This window comes from Streptomyces sp. NPDC048270 (assembly GCF_040652335.1).
In the GTDB taxonomy this organism is placed as follows: domain Bacteria; phylum Actinomycetota; class Actinomycetes; order Streptomycetales; family Streptomycetaceae; genus Streptomyces.
In genome coordinates, this window is sequence record NZ_JBEZLV010000010.1 from 70,590 (window position 1) to 86,607 (window position 16,018).

Sequence of the window (16,018 nt, forward strand, 5' to 3'; positions counted from 1 at the left end):
ACGCCAGTTGACCGGAAGAGACACATGTCTCACTTACAGAAAACGGACAATCAACTCTTTCCGGCCGCCTGAAGTGCCCCTATTCGGCGCTTAGATCCAGGTTTTGACCGGGCTTGATCAGATCGGCGTTCTCGCCGATGACCTGCTCGTTGGCCTCGTAGAGCGCGTTCCAGCCGCCCTTGAGTCCCTTGGCGTTCGCGATGGCCGTCAGGCTGTCGCCCGCCTGGACGGTGTAGGTGGGCTCCGACGGGGCGTCAGGCGCGCCCGGAGCCTCGACGGCCGGAGCGCCGCGGTGCTTGCCGCTGCCCTCGGGGGCCGTTGCGGGCGGTGCGGTGGGGTCGGCCGGGGCCTCGGGGGTCACGGGGGCCGTCGGGTCGGCCGGGGCCGTCGGGTCGGCCGGGGTCACGGGGGCCCCGGGGGTGACCGGGGGCAGGCCCGGGGTGGTCGGCGGGGTGACGGGCGGCGTGGTGGGCGCGTCCGGGCTCACGGGGGCCGTCGGCTCGGTCGGCTCGACCGGGGCCGGGGTCGCCTCCGGGTCGTCCGGCGAGGGCATGACGGGCAGTCCGAGGGAGGGCGCGAGCGGGCCCTCGGGGAGCGCGAACGACGGGCTGGGCGCGGGCTGCGTCGGGGCACCGAAGTCCGTGGACGGCTTGCCGGCCCCGGTGGTGGGGACGCTGTGGTCCGGGCGGGACGGCGCGGTGCCGGCCTGCGAACCGCCGGGCAGACCGGGGTCGACCTCGGCCGCGGGGCCCTGTCCGTCCAGTCCGGCCGAGGCCGCGCACAGCGGCCACGCCTCGGGCCCTTGGGAGGCCAGCACCCGCTCGGCCACGGCGATCTGCTGGGAACGGCTCGCCAGGTCGGCCCGCTCGGCGAAGTCGAGGCCGCCGGCGTTGCTCCACTGCTCCTGGGTGAACTGCAGGCCGCCGTACTGGCCGCTGCCGAAGTTCGCGCTCCAGGCGCCGCCACTCTCGCATTCGGCGACCTTGTCCCATGTGGACGTGTCGGCCGCACTGGCGTTGGTGGCGGCGAGCAGCGGCAGTGCCAGCGCGGAGCCTGTGACTCCGGCAGTGACGACTATCGCGGGCACCTGGCGGGGGCGTCTGTGGCGGCCGTTCCCGGAACGCATGAGCTGCACCTTTCGCATAACGGCGGGGTAACGGCAGAACCTAGCGGCCTTCGAACGATTGTCACAACTCCGGTCGGCCACTGACTTCCGGTCAGTCGCCCTTCAGATGTTTCGGGGTGTGAAGCGCACGGGAAGGGTGCGCAGGCCACGCATGATCAGCCCGCCGCGCCAGCGCAGGTCTTCGGGCGGAACAGCGAGTTCCAGATCTGGCAGACGCGTGAGCAAAGTCGCAAGCGCGGTCTGCCCCTCAAGTCGCGCGAGCGGAGCGCCCAGGCAGTAGTGGATGCCGTGCCCGTACCCGAGGTGCTGGTTGTCCGTCCGGGAGAGGTCCAGGGTGTCCGGCTCGGCGAACCGGGCGGGGTCGCGGTCCGCGGCGGCGAGGACGACCAGGACCGGATCCCCCGCGGCGACCGGCTGCCCGCCGAGGGTCAGCGGCTCGGTGGCGAACCGCCAGGTGGCCAGCTCCACCGGGCCGTCGTAGCGCAGCAGTTCCTCGACGCCGGTCTCCAGCAGGCCGCTCTCGCCGGCCGCGAGGGAGGCCTGGAGGCGCTCGCGCTCCCCCGGGTTCACGAAGAGGGAGTGGACCCCGTTGCCGATGAGGTTGACGGTGGTTTCGAAACCGGCGAAAAGCAGGATGAAAGCCATGGCGGTGGCCTCGGCCTCCGTCAGGTGGTCGCCGTGGTCGCTCGCCCGGATCAGATCGGAAATGAGGTCATTGCCCAGATCATCCCGCTTGCGGTGGATGAGTTCGCCGAGATAGGTCCGCATCTGCTTCACGGAACGGGCGACTCCGCCGCGCGGACCACCGCCGTGGCGGATCATCATCCCCGCCCAGTCGCGGAAGTCGTCCTGGTCCTCGCGCGGTACGCCGAGCATCTCGCAGATGGCGTAGATGGGGAGCGGGAAGGCGAACTCGTGGATCAGGTCCGCCTCCCCCCGTTCCGCGAAGGCGTCGATGAGGTGGTCGGTGAGCTCCTGCACCCGCGGGGTGAACTCGGCGACCCGGCGCGGGGTGAACGCCTTCGACACCAGCCGCCGCAGCCGGGTGTGGTCCGGCGGGTCGATGTTGAGCAGGTGCGTCATCAGCTCCGCCTTGCGCTCCCCGGGGATCCCGGTCTTGCCCTTGGCGTGCGCGGGCTCCGCGTGGTGCGCCGGGTTCTTGCTGAGCCGCTGGTCGGCGAGGGCCTGGCGGGCGTCGGCGTACCGGGTGACCAGCCAGGCCTCGACCCCGCTGGGGAGCTTGGTGCGGTGCACCGGGGAGTGCTCGCGCAGCCAGGCGTAGGCCGGGTAGGGATCGGTCGCGAACTCCCAGTCGAACAGGGTCGGGCCCTGCCGGGAAGGGGCGTCAGAGGGGGCGTCTGCGGAGGCTGCGGGGGTCTGCTCGTGCACCCGACGACCGTATCCCGGCGCCCGGCCCCCATCCCATATGGGTGCTTCGCCGCGGCTGTCCGTAGATCCGCCATCGCTTGACCTCGCCTTGTCCGGCATTCCTACTTTCGGTTTTGTGGATGTGAGGATCTTGAAAAGCAGCTTCGCGGTGGTGGAGAGACGGGCCGAGCACGCGGTCAAGTTCTTCTACTCCCACCTCTTCTGGCACAATCCCGCGATCCGTGAGCTCTTCCCGGCCTCCCCCGAGGACATGGAGCGGCAGCGGGACCGGCTCTTCGCCGCGCTCACCCACGTGATCGCCCACCTGGAGGACGACGGCCTCGTCCCCTATCTCCGCGACCTGGGCCGCGACCACCGCAAGTTCCGGGCCGGAGCCCAGCACTACGCGGCCGTGGGCGCCAGCCTGCTCGCCGCCCTCGCCGAGGCCTCCGGCGAGGCCTGGACCCCTCAGGTGGAGAAGGCCTGGGCCGAGGCGTACCAGGTGATCGCCGACGCGATGCTGGCCGGCGCCGCCGCGGCCGAGGGCCGGGAGCCGCCGTGGTGGGACGCGGAGGTCGTGCGCCACCTCCAGTACGGGGAGGACATCGGCGTGCTGACCCTGAAGCCGCACGCCCCCTTCCCCTATCTCCCCGGCCAGTACACGAGCGTGAGCAGCGAGCGGGTCCCGACGACGTGGCGCACCTACTCCATCGGCAACGCGCCCCGCCCCGACGGCACCCTGGACCTGCACGTCAGCCGGATCGAGCGGGGGCGGCTCAGCACCGCCCTGGTCCGCGACGTACAGCCGGGCGAGACCCTGCGGCTGGGCGCCGCGGGCGGGCGGCTGACCTTCCGCCGCGCGGACCGTCCGGCCAGCCTCATCGCCGCCGGAACCGGCTGGGCGCCGATCCGGGCCGTGCTGGAGGACCTCGCCGAGCACCCTCCCGATCAGGACGTACGCCTCTTCGTGGTGGCCCGGGACGCCGCCCACCTCTACGACCGCCCGCTCATCGACGAGTACGCCGCCGCCTGCCCCTGGCTCGGCGTCACCTACATCACGCCCGCCCCCGGGGGGCACCGCAACCAGGCCACCGACCGGCTGGCCACCGCGCTCGGCAACCGGGGGCTGTGGCCGGACCAGGACGTCTACCTCAGCGGACCGCCGCTGTTCATCGAGGAGACCGCCCTCCTCCTGGAGGAGCTGGGCGCCCGCCCCGGCCGGGTCTTCCACGACTCCGTGCCCGCGGCCGGACGGGGCCACGGCCCGAACGGCCGCCCGCTGGGCTTCGGGGAGTGGTTCCTCAGCCGCCCCTCGCCGCACTGGCACAACCCCTCCGGCCGCTCGCCGGGGGACCGGGCGTAGCGCGGTCCGCCACCTGCGGGGGCTAGGCGCCGACGCCCTCCGCGGCCCGGATCGCGTCCCGGTAGGCGCGGGCCGCCGCGCGCAGCGCGGTCTCCGGGTCGGTTCCCGCCGCCTCGGCGCGCGCCGCCAGCGCCAGCAGCTCGTACCCGATGCCCTCGCCGCGGGGCAGCTCCACGGCCACACCGCCGGTGCGGGCCCGCCCGGCGAGCTTGGCCGCGAGCGCGAGCCCCGGCTGGCCCAGCGGGATCCCGTCCGTGACGGACTCCCGGCTCTTCTCCACCGCCTTGGTGCGCTGCCAGTGCGCGCTGACGTCCTCCGGGGTCTCGGCCTTCTCGTCGCCGAAGACGTGCGGGTGGCGGTGGATCAGCTTCTCCACGAGGGTGCCGGCCACGTCGTCGATGGAGAACGCCCCGCCGGCGTCGTCATCGGGGTCCCCGCCCTCCGCGTCCGGATCCCCGGCACCCTCCTCCGCGATGCGGGCGTGGAACACCACCTGGAGCAGGACGTCCCCGAGCTCCTCGCGCAGCTCCTCCCGGGTCCCGTCCTCGATGGCCTCGACCAGCTCGTACGCCTCCTCGATCGCGTACTTGGCCAGGCCCCGGTGGGTCTGCCGGGAGGTCCACGGGCACTCGCGCCGCACCCGGTCCATCACCTGGACCAGGTCGAGCAGGCGGGCGCCCGGCAGGTCGTACGAGCCGGGCAGCAGTTCCAGGTCGGGCATGGCGACCCGGCCCGAGCCCGCGAGGCGGGCCAGTCCGTCGGTGAGCCGCTGGTCGCCCTCGCCGCTCAGGAGCACCACGACCGTGCCGCCCCCGGCGCAGGCGCCGACCAGCTCCTGCGCGTCCGGACTTCCGTGGACGACCTCGACGCCCGCCTCCCGCAGGTAGGGGAGCTGCGGGTGGCCGGGGTCGGCGCACAGCACCCGGTCCGCGGCGTGCAGGGTCTGCCACGCGGGCCAGGACAGCACGCCGGGGGCGACCCGGTGGCTGGTGGTCAGCAGGACGATGCGGCCGGTGGGCTCGGGCGCGGTGAAATCGGCGGGGTCGTGGTCGGTCACCCTCCGAACCTACCTCCGCGGGCGGACGTCAGGCTCCGGCGGGTGCCTGCTCGGGGCGGGTCCGCTGGGTGATCCAGGGGGTCTCCCCGGCGCCGAGCTTGATCTGCTCGACGTCGAAGGCGCCGTAGCGCGGGTTCACCTCGATGTGCAGGGCCTTCGCGGCGGTCCGGGCGGGCTCCTCCAGCTTCCCGTTGCCGTACTTGGCGGTCAGCTTGGTCAGCAGGACCCGGTCCCGCAGCAGCCGGTCGGCCTGGCCGGGAGCCAGGGCGCCCTTCTGCAGGAGCGCCGCCTCGAACTGCCCGGGCCCGCCCTCCGCCTCGACGAGCGCCTTGCGCTGCTCCTCGATGTCCTTCTCGGAGACGGAGATCCCGGCGGTCTTGGCCATCTTGTCGATGATGTGGCTCTGGAGCATCGAGTCGAGCTTCTGGCGCTCCAGGTTGGGGGTGCTCGCGATGAGCTCGGCGGCGGCCTGCCCGGTGCGGTTCTGGGCGGCGCGCACCTCGTTCACCTGGGCCTGGAGGGCGGAGGTGGTGATCCGTTCACCGCCGACCACGGCCGCGGTGCCGGGGCGCGCCTGCCCCGAGCAGGCGGACAGCAGGGGGGCCGCCAGCAACAGGGCGGTGGAGACGGAGAGCGCAGTGCGACGGTGCAAAGGAGCCTCCAGGGCCGGGAGATTGTGCGTCGGTGCACAAGGGCCTTGCGATGATCGATGGTATGCAGTGAGGGTGATCCGAGCCACTGATTCGACCAACGATTCCCGGGGTGTTGGGGTGCGCCGCTGTTCGTGTCGCGGTCACTCCTCGGACATCCCGCCGTCCACCGGTGGTGCCAAGGTCGGCGCACCATGTCGACACCGCACCGCTCGCCGCGACGCCTGAGCCTGGCCGGCTCCGCGCTCGCCGCCCTGCTCACGGTGGTGGCCGTGGGAGCCGGGGACGCCGTCGCCCGCGTCTTCCCCTACGGCCCGCGCCACCGCAGCATCAACGACCTCGGCAACCAGTTCGTCCCCTTCCACGCGCACCTGTGGGACCTCCTGCACGGCCGTGCGGAGGGCGGACTGCTGTTCAACTGGCAGTCCGGCTACGGCACGAGCTTCCTGCCGGACCTGGGCACCTATCTGGCCAGCCCCTTCGCGGTGCTGGTCGGCCTGTTCCCGCGGGCGGACACGGACCTCGCGGTGTACGTGGTCACCGTGCTGAAGACGGCGGCTGCGGCGGCGGCCATGACCTGGCTGCTGCGCACGCAGCGCCGGGGAGCCTGGTGGGCGGCGGGGCTGCTCGGGGCCTCGTACGCGCTGTGCGGCTGGTCGGTGATCGAGGCCTCCTACAACCCGATGTGGCTCGACGGCCTGATCGCCTTCCCGCTGTTGTGCCTGACCGGTGAATGGGCGCTGCGCGGGCGGCGCCTCGCGGCCGCCCCGCTGGTCGTGGCCGTGTGCTGGACGGCGAACTTCTACACCGCCTACATGGCGACCCTCGGCGCGGCGCTGGTGCTGCTGGTCCGGGTGGCGCTGACCCGGGAGGGCGTCCGGACCCGGGCGGCCGTGATCGGCCGGGCGGCCGGGACGACCGTGCTCGGGATCGCGCTCGCGGCGCCGGTGCTGGCCCCGCTCTTCCTCAGCTCCGGGCAGGCCTATCCGGGCTGGGTCAGGGAGTTCCGCCCGGTGTCCTGGGCGGACCTCTTCGCCCGGCTGCTCCCGGCGACGTACTCCTTCTCCTCCCCCGCCGTCTTCGTGGGCACCGGGACCCTGCTGCTGGCGGCCGCCCTGCCCTTCCACCGGGCGGTGCCCGCGCGCACCCGCCTGGCCTGGGCGGGGCTGACCGCGGCCGTGGCGCTCTCCCTGCAGTGGGCTCCGACGCACCTGGCCTGGCACCTGTTCGCGACCCCGAACGGCAGCCCGTACCGGCAGACCTTCGTGCTGGCCGGGATCGCCGTGATCGCCGCCTGGGCGGGGCTGTCCGCGGGGCTTCCCGGGCGGCGGGCGCTCGCGGCGGGGGCGGGCCTGCTGGCGGCCGCCGCCCTGTGGGCCGCCGCGAGCCCGCTGGTGACGACCTGGGGGTACGTGCTCTTCTGCGGCGGGCTGGCTGCGGCGGCCGCGGCCTGGTGGGCGCTGCGCCACCGCCGCCTGGCGCTGCCGGCGGCCGCGGTGCTGGCGGCCGTCCTGGTCGGGCAGGGCGCCGCCACGACGGCGTACGGCCACCGGGGCAAGCTCGGCGGCCTCGACGACTACCCGTCCTGGGGCCGGGCGCACACCGCCCGCGCCGCGGCCCTGGCCGGCGCCGGGGGCTGGCCCGCCTACCGCACCGACCCGGGCCGGCCGGCCCTGACGGGCAACGACCCGATGCTGCTGGGCGGGGAGGGCGGCTCCTACTACAGCAGTCACACGCCGGAGGTGTTCACGCGCACGATGGCCGCCCTCGGGGCCGGCTGGACCTCGCGCGGGCGCAACGTGCAGAGCATCGACAGCCCGGTGACGGACGCGGTCTTCTCGGTCGGCGCGCGCCTGCGGCCGGACGGCACGGTCCGCCGGGCCGAGGTCCCGCCGCTGGTGACGACCCGCCCGCCGGGCGCGCCCGGCGCGTACGGGGATTCGCCCTTCGCCAACCAGGAACTGCTGCTGGGCGCCCGGGTGTACGAGGACCCGGTCGCGCCCGGGGTCTGCCGCGCGGGCACGGAGGCCTACCTGTGGGCGCCGGAGTACAACGCCACGGCCCGTCTCGCCGACGGCCCGGCCTTCCGGCTGAACGGCAGCGCCCCGCGCAACCGGGCGGCCGTGCAGCCGATGGGCGTCTCCCGGGGCGGCTCCTCGGCGCTGGTCTTCGACCAGGCCGCGCCCGCCCGGTGGGCGCTGTCCTGCCTGGACCGCGGTCGCCTGGACACGGCCGTGGCCGGGCTGCGCGCCACGGCCGCCTCCTCGGTCACGGTCGGCTCCGCGCGGGTGCGGGCCGTGCTCCCGCCGGGCAGCACCGGCACGGCGGTCCTCTCGGTCCCCGCGATCGCGGGCTGGACCTGCAACGACCGGCCCGCCGCGGCCCACCTGGGGCTGGTCGCGGTCCCCCTGGACGGCCGGACCACGGTGGTGGACTGCGCCTTCCGCCCGCCGGGCCTGCTGCCGGGGGCCGCGGCCGGGGCTCTCGCCCTGGCGGTCGTACTCGGCCTCGCGCTCGCGCGCGGGGGCCGTCAGCGGACCTGACCGAGCCAGTGGAGGGTGCGGCGGATCTCGCCCGGGAACGGGTGGCCCGGGCCGTGCAGCCGTTCCGCGTCGAACAGCAGGCGGGCCAGGGTGTCGTGGGCCGCGGGCCGGTCGCCGAGGGAGAGCAGCAGGTGGGCTATCCGGCGGCGGACCTCCAGCGGCAGGCCCGGGTCCGGGTTGGCGTAGTGGTTCTCGAAGAAGGGGAGCAGCGAGCGGTACTCGGCCAGGGCGGCGGCCGGCTCGCCCAATTGCTCCAGGCACTGGGCCGCGTCGTAGCGGAAGCGCAGTGACTGGGGGTCGCCGGCCGGGAACTCGTCGGCGAGGCGGCGCAGTTCGGGCAGGGCGCGGCGGTACTGGCCGTCGTCCATCAGCGTGGCGGCGTACTGCTTGCGCAGGGAGCGGACCACCGGCGAGCGCTCGCCGTGCTGGGCGGCCGCGGCCGGCAGGATGCCGCCGAGGATGTCGCCGGCCTGGGTCAGCCGGCCCTGGTCCAGCAGCTTGCGCGCCTCGTCCACGGCGCCGGGGATGTCGGGCCCGGCGGGAGCCGGGGTGGGCGGCGAGGTCGGCTGCGGGGGGATCGTGGTGGACCGGTCGGGCCACGGGGCCTGGGGGCGCAGGAAGGGGCGGGTGGGGTCGAGCGGGCCGGAGGGGGCGCGGCTCCCGCGGGCGGGCAGCAGCGGGGCGAGGGCCTCGTAGACCGCCTGCGCGGAGGCGGGGCGGTCCTGCGGGTCCTTGGCGAGCAGGCGCAGCATGAGCGCCTCCAGCTCCTGCGGGATCTCCGGGCGCTGGGGGCGGACCGGCGCCGGGGGCTCGTACAGGTGGCGGTGGAGCACGCCCAGCGCGGTGGACCCCGCGAAGGGGACGGTGCCGCTGAGGAGTTCGTACAGCAGCACGCCCAGCGCGTAGAGGTCGGTGTACGGGCCGACCGCGCCGCTCATGGCCTGCTCGGGAGCCATGTAGGCGGGGCTGCCGATCGGGGTGCCGGTGCTGGTGAGGCGGGTGGTGTCGGTGTCCATCACCGACGCCACACCGAGGTCGAGGACCAGGACGGTGCCGTCCGGGCGGACCATCACGTTGCGGGGCTTCAGGTCGCGGTGCACGATCGGCACCGCGTGCACGGCGGCGAGCACCGAGCACAGCTGCGCGACGACCGAGACCGCCCACGGCCAGGGGTACGGGTCGTGCGCGGCGAGGTGGTCGGCGAGGTCGGAGCCCTCCACGTAGCCCATGACGAGGAAGAGCTCGTCCCCGTCGCTGCCCGCGTCGTGCACGGTGACCAGGCCGGGGTGGTCGACCTGCGCGGTGACCCGGCACTCGCGCACGAAGCGGCGGCGCAGCTCCTCGGCGACGGTGCCGGGGCCGGCGACCTTGTCGGGGCGCAGCAGTTTGACGGCGACCCGCCGGTCCAGGCGCCGGTCGTACGCCGTCCAGACCTGGCCCATGCCGCCCTGGCCGAGGATGGACGACAGCTGGTAGCGGTCTCCGATGAGCCGGTCGGTCACTGATTCGGGTCCTGGATCGCGGTCCGGTTCGGGTCCTGGTAGGGGCCGCCGGGCGGCGGGGTCTGCTTGCGCAGCAGTTCGCTGAGCTCGTCGAGTTCGGCACGGACCTGCCCGATGCGCGGGGGCGGGGTCGGCTGCGGGGGCTGCGGCGGGACCTGCGGCGCCGACGGGGTGGTGGTGTGGGTGGCCGGGTAGCCGTAGGAGGGCGTGGTGGTCTGGTGCGGCGCGGCGTACGGGGCCGGCTGCGCCGGGTACCAGTGCCCCTGCGGGCCCGCGGCGCGCTGCCGTTCGTGGTGGCGGATGTCGGCGACGAGGAAGTACACGCAGGTCGCGAAGCCGGTGAGGATGATGCCGCCGGCCCCGGTGTTGCCCTGCCAGCCGCTGGTGTCCGGGGTCGGGTCGAGGCCGATCAGGACGACCGAGCCGACGGAGAGCGCACCGCTCACCGCGAGCAGGGTCCAGTCGCGGGCGGCGCGGGTCACGATCGCGAGCCGCAGCATCGAGCCCCAGGCGAAGAAGCCGCAGCTCAGGATCGGCAGCAGCGCGAAGATCACGCGCAAGGCCACCACGCCCCCGGAACTGGGCTGGTGGCCGTGCTGCGGCGGGATGCCGGGGGCGTGCATCGGTGCTCCTGACGGGCCGTGCGGAAAGGGTTTCGGGTATGAGCGTATACAGCGATTCCGGCCATGGTGAGGGGATGTGCCCAACCGTTGTACGGTCGCCGCGCGATCGCCTGCGAGGCGGTCTGAGCAGCGGGTTCCGGACCCCGGCGAGCGAATCACCCCAAACGGGCGTAGCGTCGCAAACGGGATACGGAAGGAGCCCTCGACATGGGGATCTTCGACAGGTTCAGGGACCAGGCCAAGACCAAGGGCAAGGAAATCTCCGACCAGGTCGAGCAAGAGGCCAACGAGCGGACCGGGAACAAGTACAGCGACAAGATCGATCGGACCCAGCAGCAGATGGAAGAGAAGCTGCGGATCGACGACGACCCGACGAAGTAACCCGCCGTGGAGCCCGGGAGGCCGGCGGCCCGAAAGGGCCGCCGGCCTCCGCGCCTGCCGTCCCTCAGGAGCCGAGGATGGTGGTCAGGAACTCGCCGGTCCAGGCCAGCAGTTCCCGTCCGACCAGCGGCTTTCCGCCGACCCGGCCGGTCTTCGGCCGCGGGATGAGGACCTGCGAGGTGGCGGGCTTGAGCACCGCCCCCGGGTAGAGCCGCTTCAGGCGCAGCTCCTGCGACTCGCGCAACTCCACCGGCCCGAAGCGGATGTTGGGGCCCTGCAGGGTGATGTCGGCGACCCCGCAGGCGCGGGCGAGCATCCGCAGACCGGCCACCAGCAGCAGGTTCTCCACCGGCTCGGGCAGCTTGCCGTAGCGGTCGGTGAGCTCCTCCCGGACGGCCTTGACGTCCGCCTCGGAGTTGGCCGAGGCGATGGAGCGGTACGCCTGGAGGCGCAGCCGCTCGCCGGGCGCGTAGTCGTGCGGGACGTGCGCGTCCACCGGCAGCTCGATCTTGACCTCGAGCGGCGGCTCCTCCTCCACCCCGCCCTCGACGGCCGCGCGGTAATCGGCCACGGCCTCGCCGACCATGCGGATGTACAGGTCGAAGCCGACGCCCGCGATGTGGCCGGACTGCTCGCCGCCGAGCAGGTTGCCCGCGCCGCGGATCTCCAGGTCCTTCATGGCCACGTACATGCCCGCGCCCATCTCGGTGTGCTGGGCGATCGTCGCGAGCCGCTCGTGGGCGGTCTCGGTCAGCGGCTTCTCCGGCGGGTAGAGGAAGTACGCGTACCCGCGCTCGCGGCCGCGGCCCACGCGCCCGCGCAGCTGGTGCAGCTGCGAGAGGCCGAAGTTGTCGCCGCGCTCCACGATCAGGGTGTTCGCGTTGGAGATGTCGATGCCGGACTCGACGATCGTCGTCGAGACGAGCACGTCGAACTTCTTCTCCCAGAAGTCCACCACGACCTGCTCCAGGGCCTGTTCGGACATCTGCCCGTGCGCGGTCGCGATCCGCGCCTCGGGCACGATCTCGCGCAGCCGCGCGGCGGCCCGGTCGATGGACTCGACCCGGTTGTGGATGTAGAAGCACTGGCCCTCGCGCAGCAGTTCCCGGCGGATGGCCGCGCCGATCTGCTTCTCCTCGTACGGGCCGACGAAGGTGAGCACCGGGTGGCGCTCCTCCGGCGGGGTGGTGATCGTCGACATCTCGCGGATGCCGGTCACCGCCATCTCCAGGGTGCGCGGGATCGGCGTCGCGGACATGGTGAGCACGTCCACGTTGGCGCGCAGCTTCTTCAGCTGCTCCTTGTGCTCGACGCCGAAGCGCTGCTCCTCGTCGACGATGACCAGGCCCAGGTCCTTGAACCTGGTCTCCTGCGAGAACAGCCGGTGGGTGCCGATGACCACGTCGACCGAGCCCTCGCGCAGGCCTTCCAGGGTGGCCTTGGACTCGCTGTCGCTCTGGAAGCGGGACAGCGCCTTCACCACCACCGGGAACTGGCTGTAGCGCTCGGAGAAGGTGCCGAAGTGCTGCTGCACGAGCAGGGTCGTGGGGACGAGCACGGCGACCTGCTTGCCGTCCTGGACCGCCTTGAAGGCCGCCCGGACCGCGATCTCGGTCTTGCCGTAGCCGACGTCGCCGCAGATCAGCCGGTCCATCGGGACCGACTTCTCCATGTCCTCCTTGACCTCGGCGATGGTCGTGAGCTGGTCGGGCGTCTCCGCGTACGGGAAGGCGTCCTCCAGCTCGCGCTGCCAGGGGGTGTCGGGGCCGAAGACGTGGCCGGGCGCCGCCATGCGCGCGCTGTAGAGCTTGATCAGGTCGCCGGCGATCTCCTTGACCGCCTTCTTGGCCCGCGCCTTGGTCTTGGTCCAGTCCGCGCCGCCGAGCCGGTGCAGCGTCGGGGCCTCGCCGCCGACGTACTTGGTGACCTGCTCCAGCTGGTCGGTGGGGATGTAGAGGCGGTCGCCGGGCTGGCCGCGCTTGGCGGGGGCGTACTCGACGAGCAGGTACTCGCGGGTCGCGCCCTGGACGGTGCGCTGGACCATCTCGATGTAGCGGCCGACGCCGTGCTGCTCGTGGACGATGTAGTCGCCGGCCTCCAGGGTCAGCGGGTCGATCGTCTTGCGCCGGCGGGTCGGCATCCGGCCGAGGTCCTTGGTGGCGGTGCGCTGCCCGGTGAGGTCGGTCTCGGTCAGGACCGCGATCTTCAGTGCCGGATCGACGAAGCCGGTCTCGACCGAGCCGCAGGCGACGTGGACGATCGACGGCTCCAGGGCGGCGAGATCGGCCTCCAGCCGGGCCGGGATGCCCTCGCCGCCGAGCACCTCGACGGTGCGGGCGGCCGGACCGTGGCCCTCGGTGAGGTAGACGGTGTGCCAGCCGTCGGCGATCCAGCCCTTGGTGTCGGCGAGCGCGCGGGCGGTGTCGCCGCGGTAGGCCTCGGGTGCGTGCATGCCGAGCTTCAGGGTGTCCCCGCCGGACAGCTCCGCCTCGTCGGCGGCGAAGGGGGAGACGGACCACCACATCATGCCGAGCTCGCGGGCGTGCTCGCGCACGTCGGCGATCCCGCGCAGGGAGGCGGCGCCGACGTCGATGGGGGCCTCGCCGCCGCCCGCGGTCGCCGCCCAGGAGGCCATCAGGAACTCCTGGCTGGTCGCGACCAGGTCGGCGGCCCGGGTCCGGACCCGCTCGGGGTCGCAGACGACGGCCATCGCCCCGGCGGGCAGCACGTCGATGAGCAGCTCCATGTCGTCGACCAGGACCGGGGCCAGGGACTCCATGCCCTCGACGGCGATCCCCTCGGCGATCTTGTTCAGCAGCTCGCCGAGCTCGGGGTGGGCCTCGGCGAGGGCCGCGGCCCGCTCCCGCACCTCGTCGGTGAGCAGCAGCTCGCGGCAGGGCGGGGCCCACAGGCCGTGCTCGGCGATCTCCAGGGACCGCTGGTCGGCGACCTTGAAGTAGCGGATCTCCTCGACCTCGTCGCCCCAGAACTCGATGCGCAGGGGGTGTTCCTCGGTGGGCGGGAACACGTCGAGGATGCCGCCGCGCACGGCGAACTCGCCGCGCTTCTCGACGAGCTCCACGCGGGCGTACGCGGCGGCCGCCAGCGCCTGGGTCACCTCTCCGAGGTCGACGCTCTGGCCCTGCCTCAGGGCCACGGGCACCAGGTCCCCGAGCCCCTTCACCTGCGGCTGGAGCACGGAGCGGATCGGTGCGACGACCACCGAGACGGGCCCGGCGGCCGGGTCGTCCTTGCTCGGGTGCGCGAGGCGGCGCAGGACGGCGATCCGGCGGCCGACCGTGTCGCTGCGCGGGCTGAGCCGTTCGTGCGGAAGCGTCTCCCACGACGGGTAGTCCACGACCTCGTCGGCCGACGGCAGCAGCGAGCGCAGCGCGGCGGCCAGGTCCTCGGCCTCGCGCCCGGTGGCCGTGACGGCGAGGATGGTCCGCTCGGTCCGCCGGGCCAGGGCGGCGATCGCGAAGGGCCGCGCGGCGGCGGGCCCGACCAGGTCCACATGCATGCGGTTGCCGTCCCCGGCCGCGGTGACCGCCTCGGCGAGGGCCGGGTCCCGGGTGACGGCGTCGAGCAGTCCGTGCAGGCTCATGAAGAGGCTTTCCATCCGGTGAGGGTCGTGAAGGGGCAACGCGAAGGACCCGACACGTCGCACGGGCCGGGGATCCCCACCCTACGACGGGGCCCGCCGCCACGCGCGGGGGATTCGGGTCACCCGCGGGGGTGACGCGAAGGCGACCGGGCCGGCGCGGCCGGATCGGCCCCGGCGGCGCCGGCGCCACGGCCCGCCGCGCCCCGCCGGGGACTCGGGAGGATGTCAAGATGTTCCCGTGGTGACCGTGCCGTCCGAGCTCCGCGTCGCTTCCGCAGGAGTTCACGCCGACCGGCCGAGGGAGCAGCAGTCCGTGACGAGCGATGCGATAGCGCGGCCCGAGGCGGCGCCGGGGCCGGTGCGGGCCGCCCGGGGCAGGGGCCGGTGGGCCGGGCCGTACGCGGTGGCCGGCGGGCTGTTCCTCGTGTACCTCGTGCTGTCCGTCGGGCGGTTCCGGCGGATGGAGTGGGCCTCCTGGGACCTGGGGATCTTCGAGCAGGCCATCCGCGCCTACGCGCACCTCCAGGTGCCCGTCGCCGACCTGAAGGGGCCCGGGGCCAACATCCTCGGGGACCACTTCTCCCCGATCATCGCGCTCATCGCCCCGGTCTACCGGGTCTTCCCGGGCCCCCTCACCCTGCTGGTCGCCCAGGCCGCGCTCTTCGCGCTGTCCGCGGTCCCCGTCACCCGGGCGGCGGGACGGCTGCTCGGCCGTCCCCGCGGGCTCGCCCTCGGGATCGCCTACGGGCTGTCCTGGGGCATCCAGCGGGCCGTGGAGTTCGACTTCCACGAGATCGCCTTCGCCGTGCCCCTGCTCGCCTTCTCGCTGGAGGCGCTGCTCGACCGGCGCTGGCGGGCCGCCCTGCTGTGGGGTCTGCCCCTGCTCTTCGTCAAGGAGGACCTGGGCTTCACGCTCGCCGCGCTGGCCGTGGTCGTCGCCTGGCGGGCCATGCCCACCGACCGGCGGGCCGCCTGGACGGCCCTCGGGGTCGCCGCCGGGGCCACGGTCTTCGCCGTCCTCGTGTTCACCGTGTTCATACCGGCCTTCGCCACGGCGGGCTACGGCTACTGGGACAAGATCGACGGGGCGGGCCCCTTCGCCGGGCTCGGCACCAAGCTGGAGACCCTGGCCTGGGTGCTGATCCCCACCTCCGGGCTGCTCGCCCTGCGCTCGCCGCTGCTGCTCGTCGCCGCCCCCACCCTCGGCTGGCGGTTCCTGTCCGGGGACGACCACTACTGGTCCACCGACTGGCACTACAGCGCCGTGCTCATGCCCGTCGTCACCCTCGCCCTGGTCGACGCCATCGACACCGTCCGGCGCGGCGAGCGGCCCTGGCTGCGCTCGTACGCCCTCCAGCTGCCGACCGCCGTCCTCGCCGCGGGCCTCGCCCTGAGCGCGACCAGCCTGCCGACCGAGAAGCTCGCGCAGCCCCGTACGTACGAGAAGCCGGCCCGCGTCACCGCCATCGAGGAGCTCCTCGGCCGGATCCCCGACGGGGCGACGGTCGAGGCCGACACCGGCCCGCTGACCCGGCTGACCTCCCGCTGCCGGGTGCTGTGGATCGGCGGCAGCAAGGGCGTGGTCCCGGACTGGATCACCCTCGACAACTCCTCCAAGTGGGCCGGCGAGGACCCGACCGGCTACGCCCGGCAGCTGCATCCCGGTGCCCGGTTCACCCTGGTGGGCGAAGCGGAGGGCGTCGTCCTGATGCGCCGCGAGTGACCCGGCGGAGGACGACCGGGGGACGGCCTGGGACGGCCTGGGACGGCCGGGGACGGCCGGGAGACGGCCTGGGGCGGC

At 73.8% G+C, this 16,018-nt stretch carries 11 protein-coding genes; 4 read left to right on the forward strand and 7 right to left on the reverse strand.

The features are described 5' to 3' along the window. Positions 1-79: 79 nt before the first annotated feature. Together AB0D66_RS11940 and AB0D66_RS11945 are read right to left on the reverse strand one after the other, a co-directional pair. On the reverse strand, positions 80-1,126 hold the full coding sequence (locus tag AB0D66_RS11940) for a transglycosylase family protein (protein WP_362300499.1): 1,047 nt from the start codon (positions 1,124-1,126) through the stop codon (positions 80-82). Between the two features lie 102 nt (positions 1,127-1,228). Continuing rightward, positions 1,229-2,515, reverse strand: coding sequence for a cytochrome P450 (locus AB0D66_RS11945; protein ID WP_362300502.1), 1,287 nt, complete (start codon positions 2,513-2,515; stop codon positions 1,229-1,231). Positions 2,516-2,636: 121 nt separating this feature from the next. On the opposite strand from AB0D66_RS11945, the gene AB0D66_RS11950 reads away from it, so the two are divergent. Beyond that, a complete protein-coding gene (locus AB0D66_RS11950; RefSeq protein WP_362300505.1) occupies positions 2,637-3,857 on the forward strand; it encodes a globin domain-containing protein in 1,221 nt (406 codons plus the stop codon). Positions 3,858-3,879: 22 nt separating this feature from the next. Here AB0D66_RS11950 and AB0D66_RS11955 read toward each other — a convergent pair whose 3' ends face one another. Together AB0D66_RS11955 and AB0D66_RS11960 are read right to left on the reverse strand one after the other, a co-directional pair. Then, a complete protein-coding gene (locus AB0D66_RS11955) occupies positions 3,880-4,914 on the reverse strand; it encodes a nucleoside triphosphate pyrophosphohydrolase (RefSeq protein ID WP_362300507.1) in 1,035 nt (344 codons plus the stop codon). 28 nt (positions 4,915-4,942) lie between these two features. Then, entirely contained in the window at positions 4,943-5,566 is a 624-nt protein-coding gene (locus AB0D66_RS11960) for a SurA N-terminal domain-containing protein (protein WP_362300510.1), read from the reverse strand. A gap of 192 nt (positions 5,567-5,758) precedes the next feature. Here AB0D66_RS11960 and AB0D66_RS11965 point away from each other — a divergent pair, with 192 nt between their 5' ends. Next, entirely contained in the window at positions 5,759-8,107 is a 2,349-nt protein-coding gene (locus tag AB0D66_RS11965) for a YfhO family protein (protein ID WP_362300513.1), read from the forward strand. On the opposite strand, the gene AB0D66_RS11970 is transcribed toward AB0D66_RS11965, so the two are convergent. Continuing rightward, positions 8,095-9,609 (reverse strand): serine/threonine-protein kinase, encoded by a 1,515-nt coding sequence (locus AB0D66_RS11970; protein ID WP_362300516.1) that lies wholly within the window; start codon positions 9,607-9,609, stop codon positions 8,095-8,097. The genes AB0D66_RS11965 and AB0D66_RS11970 overlap by 13 nt on opposite strands. Continuing rightward, positions 9,606-10,232, reverse strand: coding sequence for a hypothetical protein (locus AB0D66_RS11975; protein ID WP_362300519.1), 627 nt, complete (start codon positions 10,230-10,232; stop codon positions 9,606-9,608). Before AB0D66_RS11975 ends, AB0D66_RS11970 begins: the two co-directional genes overlap by 4 nt. A 207-nt stretch (positions 10,233-10,439) precedes the next feature. Between AB0D66_RS11975 and AB0D66_RS11980 the strand changes: the two genes are divergently transcribed. Further along, a complete protein-coding gene (locus AB0D66_RS11980) occupies positions 10,440-10,613 on the forward strand; it encodes an Rv0909 family putative TA system antitoxin (protein WP_362300522.1) in 174 nt (57 codons plus the stop codon). A gap of 64 nt (positions 10,614-10,677) precedes the next feature. Here AB0D66_RS11980 and mfd read toward each other — a convergent pair whose 3' ends face one another. Next, positions 10,678-14,217, reverse strand: a complete 3,540-nt coding sequence (gene mfd, locus AB0D66_RS11985) for a transcription-repair coupling factor (RefSeq protein ID WP_362300800.1) — start codon at positions 14,215-14,217, stop codon at positions 10,678-10,680. A 313-nt stretch (positions 14,218-14,530) separates the two neighbouring features. On the opposite strand from mfd, the gene AB0D66_RS11990 reads away from it, so the two are divergent. Continuing rightward, entirely contained in the window at positions 14,531-15,940 is a 1,410-nt protein-coding gene (locus AB0D66_RS11990; protein WP_362300525.1) for a DUF2079 domain-containing protein, read from the forward strand. Positions 15,941-16,018 lie beyond the last annotated feature (78 nt).

Excerpts from the sequence above, each read along its gene's own strand:
- AB0D66_RS11940 (WP_362300499.1), bottom strand. The coding sequence starts at position 1,126 with ATGCGTTCCGGGAACGGCCGCCACAGACGCCCCCGCCAGGTGCCCGCG.
- AB0D66_RS11965 (WP_362300513.1), top strand. The coding sequence starts at position 5,759 with ATGTCGACACCGCACCGCTCGCCGCGACGCCTGAGCCTGGCCGGCTCC.
- AB0D66_RS11975 (WP_362300519.1), bottom strand. The coding sequence starts at position 10,232 with ATGCACGCCCCCGGCATCCCGCCGCAGCACGGCCACCAGCCCAGTTCC.
- AB0D66_RS11980 (WP_362300522.1), top strand. The coding sequence starts at position 10,440 with ATGGGGATCTTCGACAGGTTCAGGGACCAGGCCAAGACCAAGGGCAAG.
- mfd (WP_362300800.1), bottom strand. The coding sequence starts at position 14,217 with ATGAGCCTGCACGGACTGCTCGACGCCGTCACCCGGGACCCGGCCCTC.